The sequence below is a fragment of the Burkholderia cepacia ATCC 25416 genome (genome assembly GCF_001411495.1).
In the GTDB taxonomy this organism is placed as follows: domain Bacteria; phylum Pseudomonadota; class Gammaproteobacteria; order Burkholderiales; family Burkholderiaceae; genus Burkholderia; species Burkholderia cepacia.
Map to the genome: position 1 here is coordinate 3,133,201 of NZ_CP012982.1, position 14,219 is coordinate 3,147,419.

The 14,219-nt window shown below is 68.3% G+C and carries 15 protein-coding genes and 1 riboswitch; of the genes, 5 read left to right on the forward strand and 10 right to left on the reverse strand.

All coding sequences use genetic code 11. The features are described from left to right. Positions 1-18: 18 nt before the first annotated feature. From APZ15_RS31245 to APZ15_RS31270, 6 genes are all read right to left on the reverse strand, one after another. Complete coding sequence (locus APZ15_RS31245) at positions 19-1,014, reverse strand: alpha/beta hydrolase (protein WP_027791693.1); 996 nt, start codon at positions 1,012-1,014, stop codon at positions 19-21. Positions 1,015-1,036: 22 nt separating this feature from the next. Then, positions 1,037-1,609, reverse strand: a complete 573-nt coding sequence (locus APZ15_RS31250; RefSeq protein ID WP_027791692.1) for a TetR/AcrR family transcriptional regulator — start codon at positions 1,607-1,609, stop codon at positions 1,037-1,039. Positions 1,610-2,011: 402 nt separating this feature from the next. Then, the gene (locus APZ15_RS31255; RefSeq protein ID WP_027791691.1) at positions 2,012-2,857 is read right to left on the reverse strand and encodes a GNAT family N-acetyltransferase; all 846 of its coding nucleotides are present in this window, start codon (positions 2,855-2,857) and stop codon (positions 2,012-2,014) included. A gap of 204 nt (positions 2,858-3,061) precedes the next feature. After that, a complete protein-coding gene (locus APZ15_RS31260; protein ID WP_027791690.1) occupies positions 3,062-3,631 on the reverse strand; it encodes a YdeI/OmpD-associated family protein in 570 nt (189 codons plus the stop codon). Positions 3,632-3,866: 235 nt separating this feature from the next. Then, positions 3,867-5,795, reverse strand: coding sequence for a TonB-dependent receptor domain-containing protein (locus APZ15_RS31265; protein ID WP_027791689.1), 1,929 nt, complete (start codon positions 5,793-5,795; stop codon positions 3,867-3,869). Between the two features lie 342 nt (positions 5,796-6,137). Continuing rightward, positions 6,138-6,330, reverse strand: a riboswitch (cobalamin riboswitch). Positions 6,331-6,419: 89 nt separating this feature from the next. Then, positions 6,420-7,478, reverse strand: coding sequence for a helix-turn-helix transcriptional regulator (locus tag APZ15_RS31270; RefSeq protein WP_027791688.1), 1,059 nt, complete (start codon positions 7,476-7,478; stop codon positions 6,420-6,422). A gap of 167 nt (positions 7,479-7,645) precedes the next feature. Between APZ15_RS31270 and APZ15_RS31275 the strand changes: the two genes are divergently transcribed. From APZ15_RS31275 to APZ15_RS31295, 5 genes are read left to right on the forward strand one after another with little or no spacing between them, the layout of a single operon-like run. Next, positions 7,646-7,990: a hypothetical protein gene (locus APZ15_RS31275; protein ID WP_027791687.1), complete on the forward strand. Its 345-nt coding sequence runs from the start codon at positions 7,646-7,648 to the stop codon at positions 7,988-7,990. Next, the gene (locus APZ15_RS31280; protein ID WP_027791686.1) at positions 7,980-8,636 is read left to right on the forward strand and encodes a Dabb family protein; all 657 of its coding nucleotides are present in this window, start codon (positions 7,980-7,982) and stop codon (positions 8,634-8,636) included. The genes APZ15_RS31275 and APZ15_RS31280 overlap by 11 nt, the downstream gene beginning before the upstream one ends. A 44-nt stretch (positions 8,637-8,680) precedes the next feature. Then, positions 8,681-9,673: an NADP-dependent oxidoreductase gene (locus APZ15_RS31285; RefSeq protein ID WP_027791685.1), complete on the forward strand. Its 993-nt coding sequence runs from the start codon at positions 8,681-8,683 to the stop codon at positions 9,671-9,673. 31 nt (positions 9,674-9,704) lie between these two features. After that, positions 9,705-10,580, forward strand: coding sequence for an SDR family NAD(P)-dependent oxidoreductase (locus APZ15_RS31290; protein ID WP_034196053.1), 876 nt, complete (start codon positions 9,705-9,707; stop codon positions 10,578-10,580). 5 nt (positions 10,581-10,585) lie between these two features. After that, a complete protein-coding gene (locus APZ15_RS31295) occupies positions 10,586-11,410 on the forward strand; it encodes an SDR family NAD(P)-dependent oxidoreductase (RefSeq protein WP_027791683.1) in 825 nt (274 codons plus the stop codon). Positions 11,411-11,443: 33 nt separating this feature from the next. On the opposite strand, the gene APZ15_RS31300 is transcribed toward APZ15_RS31295, so the two are convergent. From APZ15_RS31300 to APZ15_RS31315, 4 genes are all read right to left on the reverse strand, one after another. Further along, positions 11,444-11,692, reverse strand: a complete 249-nt coding sequence (locus APZ15_RS31300; protein WP_027791682.1) for a hypothetical protein — start codon at positions 11,690-11,692, stop codon at positions 11,444-11,446. A 153-nt stretch (positions 11,693-11,845) separates the two neighbouring features. Further along, entirely contained in the window at positions 11,846-12,820 is a 975-nt protein-coding gene (locus tag APZ15_RS31305) for a threo-3-hydroxy-L-aspartate ammonia-lyase (protein WP_027791681.1), read from the reverse strand. 66 nt (positions 12,821-12,886) lie between these two features. Then, complete coding sequence (locus APZ15_RS31310) at positions 12,887-13,525, reverse strand: helix-turn-helix transcriptional regulator (RefSeq protein WP_027791680.1); 639 nt, start codon at positions 13,523-13,525, stop codon at positions 12,887-12,889. Positions 13,526-13,608: 83 nt separating this feature from the next. Next, entirely contained in the window at positions 13,609-14,112 is a 504-nt protein-coding gene (locus APZ15_RS31315) for a YbaK/prolyl-tRNA synthetase associated domain-containing protein (protein ID WP_027791679.1), read from the reverse strand. Between the last annotated feature and the right edge of the window lie 107 nt (positions 14,113-14,219).

The window sequence follows — 14,219 nt, forward strand, 5'->3', positions numbered from 1 at the left end:
GTCCGACGCTCGACGGATTCAATTCAATGCAGGCAAATGCGCACGCACGAAGCGCGCGATTTCCTGGCCCAGTTCCATGTCCTCGGGTGCGCCCATGAACCCGCCATGCGGCATGCCTTCGAACAGGTGAAGCTCGGTCGGCACCTGCGCACGCCGCAATGCGCGGTGCAGGCGGACCGCGTTCGACAGGAACAGGTCGCGTGTGCCGCTCTGGATGAAGGTCGGCGGGAAACCGGCAGCGAAATCGCCGAACAGCGGCGACAGATACGGATGCGCGAGATCGGCGCCGTTCGCGTAGAGCAGGTTGTTCGGCATCAGCGACGTCGGCAACACCACGTCGACGAGGCGGTTGGTTTCGAAGCTGTCGCCGGATTCGGTCAGGTCGACTTCCGGCGACAGCAGCACCAGCGCGGCCGGCAGCGGCAGCCCTTCGTCGCGGGCGCGCAGCACCATCGCGGCGGCGAGGTTGCCGCCCGCCGAGCGCCCGCCGATGACGATGTTTTTCGGTGCGTAGCGCTCCAGCACGTACGCATACGCGGCGATGCAATCGTCGAGTGCGGCCGGATACGGATGTTCGGGCGGCAGGCGATAGTCGACGCCGTAGCATCGAATGCCGAGCCGGTCGGCTTGCATCTGCGCGCCGGCGCGGCATGCGGCGCCGCCGCCGAGAATCAGCGCACCGCCATGCAGGTCGATGTACGCGCATTCGCCGGAAGCCACTGCCTCGGGCGTGGCGACGTGCACGTCCGCGGCGCCGGCCCGGATCGTCTCCACGCTTGAACGCAGATGACCGCCGAGCTGCTCGATGGCCGTCGCGTAGTGCGCGTCAGCGGCCGCCTTCACGCGCATCCATGCGTCGAAATCGTCCGGGGCAGGCATCACGTGCAGCGCGTTCAGCGGCACGCCGTCGCTGCCGACCAGCCGTTGCAACGCGGCTCGCGCCTCTTCGCTGATCGAGGCCGGGAAGGGGACGACACGGCTCGGCAGGACCACGCCGTCGGGTTGGTCTTTCATCGATTCAGCTCCGTTGGGCGAGTCATGCGGCGCAAGGCCAGTGGCGCAGCATCACGTCCAGCGCATCGAGACTGCGCAACCACGACGCGTCGGAAGCCGGTGCACTGTGCGAGAACCCGCCGGCGCTTTCGAGTGTGACGTAGCCCATGAAAAAGCCGCCGAGCAGGCGGATCGCATGCGGCTGCTCGGCTTCCGGCATGTCGTAGCCGCGCAGCACGGCCGAGGTCATCCTGACGAGCCGGCCGCCGGCGCTTTCAGTGGCGCGCTCGACGCTCAGCGGGTGGCGCGCGGCTGCAAAACGGCCGGGGTGCTCGCGCGCGTAGTCGCGATAGACGTTGGCGAGCGCTGTCAGCGCGTCCTTGGCGGTACGGCCGGCCAGTGCTTCGGTTGCGCGATCGGCGAGTTCCCTCAGCGCGAAGAGTGCGATCCGGCTCTTGAGGTCGTCGAAACTCGGGACATGGGAGTACAGGCTGGCGAGCTTGACGTCGAAGTGACGCGCGAGCGCTGCGCCGGTCAGGTGCTCGAAGCCGGTCTCATCGGCGAGCTGTGCGCCGGCTTCGACGAGTTTGTCCAGGGTGATGCCGGCGCGTGCCATGACGGATGCTATTCAAGTTAGTCGAGAGGCTAATTGTATTAGGTTTTATGGGGTTGTCAATTTCCCGGGCGTGCCGGTTCTGCCTGTGCGTCATTGGGGTGACGTGTTCCGGTGCGTCGAAGCGCTATGGCTTCATGTGATCGGGGATGGCCGCTTTGGTCGGGTGTCGTGCGTCAGGAAGCGGAGACAAACATGTGCCGGGCATGTAAGCCATATCCACCCGGCTGTCGCGGCGATCGGGATCTGCGTCGTCTGCGCATCACCTGTTCCGACGGGTGGCCCGTTGATGCCCGCACGATGCCCGTACCTGCCGTACAAGGGCCGTAGAGGGCGGAATTACCCAGCCACGCTTGCTGACGTTGCATCGCGTAGCGACTTGGGCGTCCGCCCCGTTCGCGACGATTACCCCAGCTCGAACGACGTCACCCCGAACACGCGATCGATTGCAATCGGCGGCGCGTCTTTCGTGTACATCCGCGCGGTTTCGAAGACGCTCGTCATGCCGTGCCGTTCCGCCAGCGCGACGGCTGCGGGGTTCGTTTCCGGCACGTCGAGCACGATGACCTCGCCGGGCATGCGCGCGGCCAGCGCGCGAAACAGCCCGGTGGCAACGCCTGCGTCGTCGGCGAACAGCGGGCCGACCTTGCAGCCCGCCTTGCAGCGGCGCACGACACCGTATCCGGCGATACGGCCGGCGTCGACGGTCACGAGCGCCACGGCATCCGGCTGCGCGATCCACGCGGAGACGAAACGCGTGCGTGCCGCTGGAAAGCACTGGCGGTCGTAGGCGAGCAACTGCTCGAACGGCACGTCGGCCGCGGCTGTCACGTGCGCGCACCCGATGCCGTCCACGCGCCCCTGATAGCGGATGTTGCGGTACGCGAGCGCGAATCCGGACTTCCGGTAGTTCGCCTGCTGGGCCACGACACCATCGAGCCCGATGTTGCGATCGGCGAGGTAACGCATGCCGTGCTGCCAGATTCGGATGCCGAAGCCCTTGCGGCGAAACCCGGGTTTCACGATGTAGAGGCCGATGAAACCAAAGCGTTCGTCGTAGGCGACGGCGGCGAGGCACGCGACGGGCTCGCCGCGCCAGACGCCGACGAAGAACCCGGCCGGGTCCGCTTCCCCGAAACAGGACGGATCATGCAGGCCGGGGTTCCAGCCTTCCGCCGCCGCCCATTCGATCGACATGGCCACCTCGTCGGCCGACATGGTGCGCACGATGAAGTCTTCGTATTGATCCATGATTCACCCCGGTCGCTGCGCTCGGGAATGCGCGTTGCGTCACGTGAAATGCATCGAGGAAGCGTGGGCCGGCAGCCCCGTGGCTGCCGGCCGGATCATCATAGTCCGAAGAATGGAACGAGTGTGTGATGAAGGATGCCGAGCCGAAGCGGCCGTGATGGGTCATATACCCGACGTTCGGGAAAATCTCCGTCGGTGAAAAATTCATGGATGGAAGGTTTCGCCACGCAGCAGCATGTCGATGAACTCCCCGATTTTGCGCGCCCTTGTTTCGGGCCTTTTGGCATTCTGTATGCGATACAGAATCGCATAGCGGTTACGGCTGTTCAGGGTTGCGAAGAATTTCCTGGCGCCGGGATTGGCGTCCAAGGCCGCCTGCAGGTCGTCCGGCACGGTCGAGTTGCTGGCCGACGTATAAGCAGCGTTCCAGCGGCCGTCCCTCCGGGCCTTCTCGATTTCGCTCATGCCGCGCGGGCGCATTCTGCCTGCGGCGATCAGTGCTTCAGCCCGGTCCTTGTTGAGTTGCGACCACAGGCTTTTTGCGGAGCGTGGGGTGAAGCGTTGCAACCAGTATTGGTCGTTCCCGGCCCGCTTTTGACCATCGATCCAGCCGTGGCAGAGGGCGCTTTCCAGCGCCTGTTCGTAGGTGACGGTTCGCTGCCCGGTGCCTTTTTTTGCCAGACGCAGCCATGCGCCGGTTGAAGTGCTGCCGTTTTCCCCTAACCAGCTTTCCCATTCGATCTGACTGGAAAACGTTAGCGTGCATTCGGTCATGTCGATGTCCTGAATGGTGAGTACATCTACGGGGAAGGCGTCCGCAGTCTAACAGTGTTGATACGGACATTGACGCCCGTGGCGCGACCGAAAGACCGGCAGATCCGCAGTCACCAGCCCGTCGACCGGTTTGGGTCGGAATACCGTTTCCCATTTCCGGTGACGGAAGCATCGAACACCGCTTCCCGACGGGAGACTTTGCCGCCCACCGCGCCAAGGCCTCCCCATCCATTCGTCAGAACGTGTAACTCACCTTCCCGAACGCTGTCCGCCCAAGCGTGTTGTATCCATACGCGGTCATGTACTGCCGGTCGAACAGGTTCGACACCGTCGCCGACACCGTCAGGTGCGAATTGATCCGGTACGACGCGCGCAGGCCCACCGTCAGGTACGACGGCAGATAGGTCGAGTTGGCCGGATCGTCGAACGTCGTGCCGCCGTAAAGCAGCGACGCCCCTGTGCTCAACGCATGCAGGTGGAGTTCATCCCACGTGTGATCGATGTTGAGGCTGACCGTCTGGCGCGGGCGGCGGCTGAGCCAGGAGTCGTTGGTCTCGTCCTGCGGATTCAGGATCCCGACCGCGACGCTCACCGGCGTCGAGCGGCCGATCGTCCCCTTGTACGACAGGTCGACGCCGCGAATATGCGCGCGACCGATGTTCATCGGCGAAAACGTCGCCGGGTTATACGCGATCAGGTTGGTGACCCGCGTGTCGTAGATCGCGGCCGTGAACGTACCGTACGACGTGTTCGCATCGACCGCGGCCTCGACCGACGTGTTGCGTTCCGGGCTGAGCCCCGGATTGCCGTAGCCGGGGTAGTACAGGTCGTTGAACGTCGGCAGCTTGAACGCATTGCCGTACGACACGCGCGCCGTATACACCGGCGTGATCGCCCACGACAGCGCCGCGTTACCCGTATTCACCGACTGCCCGGCGATGATTTCATGGCGCCCCGCGAGGAACATCGTCACGCTGCCGAGCGTCGCCGACTGATGCAGCGAGAACGCGGAATCGTTGCGCGTCGGTATGCCGCCCGGAATATCGACCGGCAGGAACGCCTGCTCGCGCGTGAAGTCGTACGCGAGCTTGGTCTCGCCCGACAGCGGCAGCCCGAACAGGTGGAACCCGCGTTCCTGATGCGTCAACGACGTCGACGTGCTGATGCGCTGCGAATTGATCTGGTCGGTCGGGATGGCCGGATCGCTCGCGTAGAGGAACTGGCGATCGTTCGCATAACCGAACGACTGGTCGAACTGCGTGTCGGGCGTGATGTCGAGATGGAACGCGATACCGGTCGTCAGCTGATGATCGAGCTGGCGGTTCGCATAACCGCTGTTGTCGTAGGACAGATCGGACCGGTGATACAGCGCGAACGTCGAGATCGACCAGTTGTCGCGCGCGTAGCCGAGGCGCGCATCGAGATCCTGCGCGTGGTACGGGTTGCGGCCGGCCTCATGGTACGGCAGCACGGGCCGCGTCGAGTCGATGCCGGCCGTGTTGTACGAGCGCAGGCCGAGCGAGTAGGTGAGCCCGCCGAGCGCGGCGAGCGGCCCGGTCGACGGCACCGTGCCCGACGTGCGGAGTTGCGTGTCGAACGTCTTGTTCGACCCGCCGCCGAACGACACGGTCGTCTGGTTCGGCTGGTTGGCGGCGCGGCGCGTGAAGAGCTGCACGACGCCGCCCATCGCATTGGCGCCGAACGACGCGGCTGCCGGCCCCGAAATCACCTCCACGCGTTCGAACGCTTCGGTCGGCAAGTCGGCCCACGGCGCGATGCCGGTGGTCGGCGAACCGATCCGGATGCCGTCGATGAACACGGCGACCTGGTTGGCCGACGAGCCGCGGATGCTGACCGACGCGGACGAACCGGGGCCGCCGCTCTGCGAGACGGTCACGCCGGGCAGCGTCGCAAGCGCCTGCGTGATGCTCGGGTCGCTCGGCGACAGCCGGTCGAGATCGGTGCGCGTGAGCACCTGGGTCGTCGCATAACGCTGGTCGAACGACTCGGGCAGGCGCCGCGTGTCGGTCACGTTGATCGTCGGCAGGTCGGTGCCTTCGGCGGCCGGGGCCGGTTGCGAAACCGCGGTGTCGCCGGCGGCGTGGGCGAGGGGCGAGAGGAGCGCGGTCGCGGCGGACGTGGCAAGGAGGTGTCGAATCTTCATGAGGCTGTCGTTGTCGTCGGGCTGCGCCGGCGTCGATCGTGAGCGGGCGGCGCGCAGCACCGGTCTTGTTATCGGTGATCGGGTTATCGCGCGACCGGGCCGGGCAGGCCGGTGTCGCGGGCGTCGGCGCGGTGCACGCCGGCGGACGCAGTCGATAGGGAACGGCACGCGCGTGCGGGCGGGCCGTGCAGGCCGGCGGCGTGCCGGCGCGGCGCTTCCGGTGCGGAAGCGGATGCGGTAACAATGGACATCGGGCGGATCCTGAGGTCGGGCCGTCCATGCAGCGGGCGACCGCCAACGGCGGTGCCTGGCGCGCCGGGACACCCCGCCCGGTGCGGCTGCCTGGACCTCGGGTCGATGGCAGGTCTCCTGGCTCGCGGGTCGTCATTCGTGCGGGCCTTCCCGGTTTCCCAGTGGCACGCAGTGGCACGAATTCACCGCTCACAGTTGCGGGGGCAGCCGCAGATTCGAGGCATGGCCTCTCCTGCGTTCCCTTTTGATCCCGTCTCCGGGCACCATCAGCGCGCAAGGGTAATGGCGCGCGCGCCGCCGCGTCAAATATCCGGCGACGCAGGGATGCGAAAAAACGTCATTGCCGGGCAAATCCTTTCTAAATCCTTTCTTTCATGCGTCGGCGCCGCGTTTCATGTCTGATGAAACAGGGTGGTTCGAAGCCGTGCGATCGCGCCTGAACCGGCTCGGTGCGACCCCCGTCCACCGGACGAACGCGCGGCGAAACGCCTCCTCGCCGCCGAACCCGAGATGCGCGGCGACCCGCGCGACCGGCCAGTCCGATTCGCGCAGGCAGCGTTGCGCGGCTTCGGCGAGACACTGCTCCTTCAGCGCGTGATAACCGGTGTGCTCGGCCGCCAGCCGCCGCCGCAACGTCGCCTCGCTGACGCCGAGCCACGCGGCCAGTTCGGCGAGTGCCGGCAACGCCTGTTCGTGCGCGAGCGCCGCATCGAGGAAACCGCGCACCTGCTGCGTCCACGACACGACGGCCGGTGCCGCATCGATCAGGCGAAACGGAAAATCGACGAGAAACGCGTCGAGCTCGGCCGGCTGCCGGATCACGCGGCACGCGAGTCGCGCCGCATCGAACGCGAAACCGTAGGTCTTGCGGCCCACTTCAACCGGCGCATTGAACAGTCCGAGCAGTGGCATCGCGTCGTCGCGGCGCGGATGGCCGAGCCACACGTCGGTCGGCCGCAACGGCTGCCCGATCAGCCAGCCGAACAGCTGCAGGTAGCAGAACAGCCCGGTCAGGTCGACCAGGCACGCGGCCGGGCTGCGCGTACGCCGCAGCGAATCCATCCGGAACAGCGCACGCCCGTCGCGCACCGCAAGCGTCAGGTGACCGGCGCGCGGCTGCAGCATTTCGCAGAACTCGGCCGCACAGCGGATCACGTCGGCGAGCGTCGCGCAACTCAGCAGGCAGCGGCACATCAGGTCGACTTCGCGCTTGCGCATCGGCGGGTGACCGTCGCCGCGCGCGACCCGCGCCTCGAGCCGCTCGATCGCGTCGCGGTACAGCGCGACGAAATCGCCCGGTGTTGCCGCCGGGCGAGGCTGCTGCGCCTCGCGGTCGGCCGGCGGCGCGCCGCTGCGCGTGAGTTCGCTCAGCAGGCGCGCGCCGAGGCCCGGCAGGATGCGGCCGCGGGCCGGCATGGCGCGCTGTTTCATGAGTTTCCCGATCTGATCGTTGCAACAGGGGCTGGTGAGCGGGCCGGTAGGGGCCCGCTCATCGCCGCCACGCAAGAATGCTATCCACGCCGGCCGCCCGCGGCCTCGCCGGAACGGCGTAGGCCGGCCGCCGATCCCTGTCACGAACGACCACGGACGACACGCGAATGATCCAGATCGTAGACGAAATCACGCTCGCGCCCGAGCGCATTCCCGACGTGCTTGCGCTGCTGCGCGACCGCTACCTGCCGGGCCATGCGGCACGCGGGCTGACGGCGGCCGGCCACTGGGTGTCGCCGCCCGTTGCGGTGCCGGGGCAGCCGAGCACGCTGTGGCTGACCTGGCACGTGGCCGATGCGCCGGCCTACTACCGGATGCGTGCGCTGACGGATGCCGGCGTGGTCGGTTTCTGGATGGCGGTCGACGTGCGGTGCGACGTGCGCCGCCGCCATGTGATGACGGACGCCGATGCGCCGCTGCCCGCGCTGACGGAGGTCGATCATGCGGCATGACACGGCACAGGTGTTCGTGTCGGGGGATCGCGACGCCGGTGGCATCGAACGCGCGTTGCACGAAGCGGCACACGCGCTGGCCGGGGCGAAACGTGTGGCGCTGGCGCGCAACCAGGACGGCAGTTGGGGCGCGGGCGACTACACGCTCGACGTGCTGCGCGACGATTCGGCGGCCAACTGCACAGCCAACGGCGCGGCCGACGGCACGGCGGATTTCGCCGCGCTCGCGCAACTGCCCGGCATCGTACGCATCGACGGCGCCGTGTGCCGCGCGATCGGCGGCGGCCTGCGCGAACCCGCGCTGCGCGACGGCGTGTGGCGCACGCTGATGCTGCGCGTGCGGCCGCAGGCCGGCGCCGCGCAGGTCGCCGCGCTCGAACGCGAACTGCTGCGCATGCCCGCGTACATGCCCGGCATCCGCAACTGGCGCTTGAGCGGGATCGCGACCCCCGGCGCATGGACACACGTGTGGCAGCAGGAATTCGCGCGCGTCGGCGATCTGCTCGGCGAATACCTGATGCATCCGTATCACTGGGGCTGGGTCGACCGCCGGTTCGATGCCGAAAGCCCCGACTGGACCGTCGACGCGATCTCGCATGCGTTCTGTCCGCTCGCGTCGAGCCTGCTGGCCGATACGGCGGCGTGATGCGGCGCGAACGTCAAGCTGACACCACCCCCGGAGACACGAAGATGCGAGCCCTGTTGATCGATCGCGCCGGTCATTCCGACGTCTTGCGGATGGCCGACGTGCCGGCACCGACGCCGGGCCCCGGCGACGTGCTGATCCGCGTTGCCTTCGCGGGCGTCAATCCCGCCGACTGGAAATGCCGTGAAGGCTACCTCGGCGCATTCATGCAGTACACGTTTCCGTTCGTGATCGGCTTCGACGCGGCGGGCGTGGTCGAAGCGGTCGGCGACGGCGTCGACGGTTTCGCGCCCGGCATGCGGGTGTTCGCGCAGACCGACGTCGGCGCGGGGCGCTGGGGCGCGTATGCGGAATACGTGGCAGTGCGCCACGACTCGGTCGTGCGCGTGCCCGACGCGGTGAGCCTCGCGGAAGCCGCCACGGTGCCGACCCCCGCGCTTGCCGCGTGGGCCGGCCTGTTCGACGACGGCGGGCTGAAGGCCGGACAGACCGTGCTGGTGCACGGCGGTGCGGGCGCGGTCGGCACGTTCGCGATCCAGCTCGCGGTGCAGGCCGGCGCGCGGGTCGCGGCGACGTGTTCCGCGCGCAACCGCGAGACGGTCGAATCGCTGGGCGCCGCGGCAAGCATCGACTATCGCGCGCGGGACATCGCGGCGGCGCTGCGCGCATGGGCGCCCGGCGGGGTCGACCTCGTGCTCGACGCGGTCGGCGGCGACACGCTGCCCGACGCGCTCGACCTGCCGGCACCGGGCGGCACGCTGGTGAACATCATGACGCTTGCACCAGGCGATGCGCAGCGGCTGGCCGCGACGGCCGCCGAAGCCGCCCGGCGCGGCCTGCGCACCGCGATGACCTACAGCCGGATGCCGAGCGGCGTCACGCTCGGCCGGATCGCGGCGCAACTCGGGCGGCGCGCACTGCGCGTGCCGCGCTTCGACCGATTTCCGCTCGAACAGGCGGCCCGTGCCCTCGATCTCGTTCAAACGGGCGAGGCGAAAACGAAGCTGGTGCTTCATGTTGCGGATATCGCCGGTTGAGCGGCCCGCACGCCCATCACAGGAGACAACGATGACCGATACCCGATCCGGCGTGCTGGCCGGCAAGTGCGCGCTCGTGACCGGCGCAAGCCGCGGCATTGGCCGTGCGATCGCACAGCGCCTGGCATCCGAAGGCGCGACCGTCGTCGTGACGGCGCGCAGCCTCGCGCGATCGGCCACGACCGCCGGCACGCTCGCCGAAACGGTCGCGCTGATCGAGCAGGCGGGCGGCCGCGCGATCGCGCTCGCGGCCGACCTGTCGAACGCGGCCGAGCGCGACGCGCTCGTCGGGCGCGCGGCGCAAGCGGCCGGCGGCCTCGACATCCTCGTCAACAACGCGGGCGTGGCCGACTATGCGTGCGTCGACGCGATGCCGATGACGATGTTCGACACGACGATCGAACACTATCTGCGGATTCCGTTCGCGCTGGCGCAGGCCGCGATCCCGCTGATGCGTGCGCGCGGCGCCGGCTGGATCGTGAACGTCGGCTCGGTGACGGCGCTGCCGCCGCTGCGCCCGTTCGACGATTTCTCGCGTGCGGGCGGCGCGACCGTCTACGCGGCGGCGAAGGCGGCGCTGTCGCGCTTCACGCAGGGGCTCGCGGCCGAACTCGAAGCCGACGGCATCGCGGTGAATCTCGTCGCGCCGAGCACGGCGATCCGCACGCCGGGCGCCGCGCGCTACATCCCCGAAGGCTATCCGACCGAGGATGTTGCGTATCTCGCGGAAACCGCGCTCGCGCTGTGCCGCCTGCCGGCGCGCGAACGCACCGGCCTCGTCACGCACAGCCTGCATTTCCCGCTCGCGCAGCGGCTCGCGGTGCATTCGCTCGACGGCCGCACGGTGCTGCCGCCGCCGGTGATTCCCGCGTATGCGCATCCCCACATCGACCCCACAGGACTCTGATCGACATGACGAACCCGATTCGCTTCGACGGCGGCACCGCCGTGATCACCGGCGCGGCCAGCGGCATCGGCAGCGGGCTTGCACGCCATGCTGCCGGGCTCGGCATGCGCGTCGTGCTGGCCGATCTCGACCCGGCGAAGCTCGACGCATTCGCCGCGACGCTCGACACCGACGTGCTGTGCGTGCCGACCGACGTCAGCCGGCCGGAAGCCGTCGATGCGCTGGCGGAAGCCGCGTGGCAGCGCTTCGGCGGCGTCGACCTGCTGTTCAACAACGCGGGCGTGATGGCGACCGGCTTCAGCTGGGAAATCACGCCGGAGCGCTTCGAGCGCAGCTTCGCGATCAACGTGCACGGCGTGCTGAACGGGATCCGCAGCTTCGTGCCGCGGATGCTCGAACGCAACGCGCCGGCGCGCATCGTGAATACCGCGTCGGTGGGCGGGTTCCTGCCGAGCCCGCTGATGTCGCCTTATTCGGCGACGAAATTCGCGGTGGTCGCGCTGACCGAATCGCTGTACGGAGAACTGAAGATGCTCGGTGCGCCGGTCGGCGTGTCGTTGCTTGCGCCCGGCCCCGTGCAATCGGGCATCTTCAACGACCCGTTCGGCGCGGTGCACGACCGGCCCGAAGTGCGCGGCTTCGTCGACACGATGCGCTCGATGCTGAACGCGCACGGGCTCACGCCCGACGCGTTCGCCGAGCGGGTGTTCGACGGCATCCGTGCCGGGCGCTACTGGCTGATTCCGCAACCGGAGACGATCGACGGCGCGCTGCAGCGGCGCACCGAAGACATCCTGGCCGCGCGCGATCCATCGTTGCCGTCGTTCTGAGGGCCGGGCGGCAGCGGCGCCCGGCGCGGGCCGTCACATGTGCGTGCCGGAATGCGTGCGGCCGCTCGGGTCGCCGCCGCGATCGGGGGGCGTATTGTTCTGGTCGATCTTCGCGAGCACGAAGCCGGCGTGCGGCAACGCCGCGGGCGAGCGGTGCGTCGCTTGCGCGATGGCGTCGTGCGGCGACGCGGCGGGAAAACCGGATGACGTCACGCCCGGTTGAGCGAACGCCGAAAGGGAAGCGGCCGTCAGGGCGGCGGCGACGATCGCGTGCGTTTTCATGGTGGCTCCTTCACGACTGACTGCGCGACGGATTGCGAGACAACGTAATCAGTCTAGGGCGCGAAACTTAACGCGGCGTGAAGGCGTGAAGGCGTGAAGGCGTGAAGGCGTGATGCGGCGCGGATGACGGAATGGTCATGCGCGCCGCGATGGTCAGGCCGACGCCGACACCAGCGTGCAGAAGTTCTCGAGATCGACGTTGCCGCCGCTGATCACCACGCCGACGCGCTTGCCCTGCAACGCGTCCTTCATCCGTCGCACGGCGGCGAACGACAGGCAGCCGGTCGGCTCGACCACAATCTTCATACGCGTGGCGAAGAAGCGCATGCAGTCGACCAGTTCCGCGTCCGTCGCGGTGAGGATGTCGTCGACGTCGCGGCGGATGATCGGGAACGTCAGGTTGCCGAGGTGCTGCGTCTGCGCGCCGTCGGCGATCGTGCGCGGCGTGTCGATATGCACGATCGCGCCGGAGCGGAACGATTGCTGGCCGTCGTTGCCGGCTTCCGGCTCGACGCCGTACAGCGTCGCGTGCGGCGACAGCGCGCGCGTGGCGAGCGCGGTGCCCGACAGCAATCCGCCGCCGCCGAGCGGCGTGAATACCGCGTCGAGCGGGCCGACTTCGTCGAACAGTTCCTTGGCCGCCGTGCCCTGGCCGGCGATCACGTCCGGGTGGTCGTAGGGCGGGATCAGCGTGAGCCCGTGCCGCGCGGCGAGGTCGCGCCCGATCTGCTCGCGATCCTCGGTGTAGCGGTCGTAGGTCACGACCTTGCCGCCGTAGCCGCGCGTCGCGGCGATCTTCGCGGCCGGCGCGTCCTGCGGCATCACGATCGTCGCGGGAATGCCGAGGATGCGCGCCGACAGCGCGATCGCCTGCGCATGGTTGCCTGACGAGAACGCGACGACGCCGTTGCGGCGCTGCTCCGCGTCGAAGCGCGACAGCGCGTTGAACGCGCCGCGGAACTTGAACGCGCCCATGCGCTGCAGGTTCTCGCACTTGAAGAACACCTGCGCGCCGAGCGCTTCGTCGATCGTCCGCGACGTCATCACCGGCGTGCGGTGCGCATGGCCTTCGAGCCGGGCGGCGGCGGCGGCAACGTCGTCGTACGTGGGGAGAGTCGGAGCGTTCATGGTCGTTTGGGTTCGGAAAGGTCAGTCAACAGGGACGCCGCGCGCACGGCGCGCCGGAATCCGGAATCATTTCGCATCGTTGTAGACGGTCGCGCGCGAGACACCGAGATGCTGCGACACGATTTCCATCGCGCGGCGCACTTCGAGGAAACCGTCGGCCTTCAGCGCCTGCATCAGCTCGCGGCGCTGGTCGGTCTTCAGTTCGCGCGGCGTCGTCGCGAGACGCATCGCGAATGCGTCGATGCGTTGCCGGATCGCGTCCGCGCCGGCCGGGTCGAGCGTTTCGGCGACGGCTTCGCCGTCCGTGCTGCAGAACTGGTTCAGCATGCCCTGGAAGCCGCGGAACAGCGTGGTGTCGGCGTTCAGGCACAGCGCGGCCACGTAGCGGCCGGTCGAATCCTTGATGCCGATCGACGTGCTTTTCGCGGTGCGGCCGTCGGCGAAGCGGTTCGGGTAGTTCGCGAGCACTTGCGGGAAATCGTCGTCCGCGATGCGGGCGAGGCCGAGCTCGGTCGCGGGATCGCCGACTGCGCGTCCCGACAGGTTGTTGTGGATCGCGAGAATCGCGTGCTTCGGCGTGCGCAGGTCGTGAACCACGACCTCGGTGAACGGCGCGAACATCGCGCCGAGCCCTTCGGCAATGCGCTGCACCTGTTCGATCAGCGATGCCTGCTCGGACGGCGCCTTGTTCCGGGTGATGGTCATGGTGGTTTCGCTTTCGGGGTTCGGATCGATGCGACGGCGTCGGGAAACGGGCGACCGGCGGCGGGCGGCGGGCTGCGGGCGGGTTACTCGCCGTCCGCCGCTTGCGACCGCGTGATGTCGGCGAGCAGCGGCTGCGCGATCCGCACGTAGTCGGCCGCGTCGAGTACGACGGAGCGGTCGAGGCGGCCCGCGTTGAATGCAATCTCGGTGTTGTGTTCGACCAGTGCGGGATCGACGACGAGCGTCACGCCGGCGTCGAACACGAAGGGTGGCACGGCGCCCATCACGCAGCGCGTGACGGCGGCCGCGAGATCGGGCGGTGCGAGTGTCGCCTTGCGACGGCCGACCGCATCGGCGACCTTGCGGAAATCGATCTTCAGGTGGCCGGGAATCACCGCGAGCGCGGTGGCGTCGCCGCCGTCCTTGAACGTGCACAGCATCGCCTTCGCGCCTTGTTCGGGGCGTGTGCCGCGCAGCGCGGCGATCGCGTCGCATTTTCCTTCGGCCGGATGTTCCAGCACGCGGAATCGTGCGCCGGACGTGTTCAGCAGATCGCAAAGCGTGTCGAAAACGGGGTAGTCGCTCATGTCGCTCCGGGCAGGCGGGGCCGGGGAATCGAGGCGCGCCAGGGGGCGAATGCTTCGGCGTACCAGTCGATGGATTGTCCAATTATAGACGTTTTGTCATGCGCGTG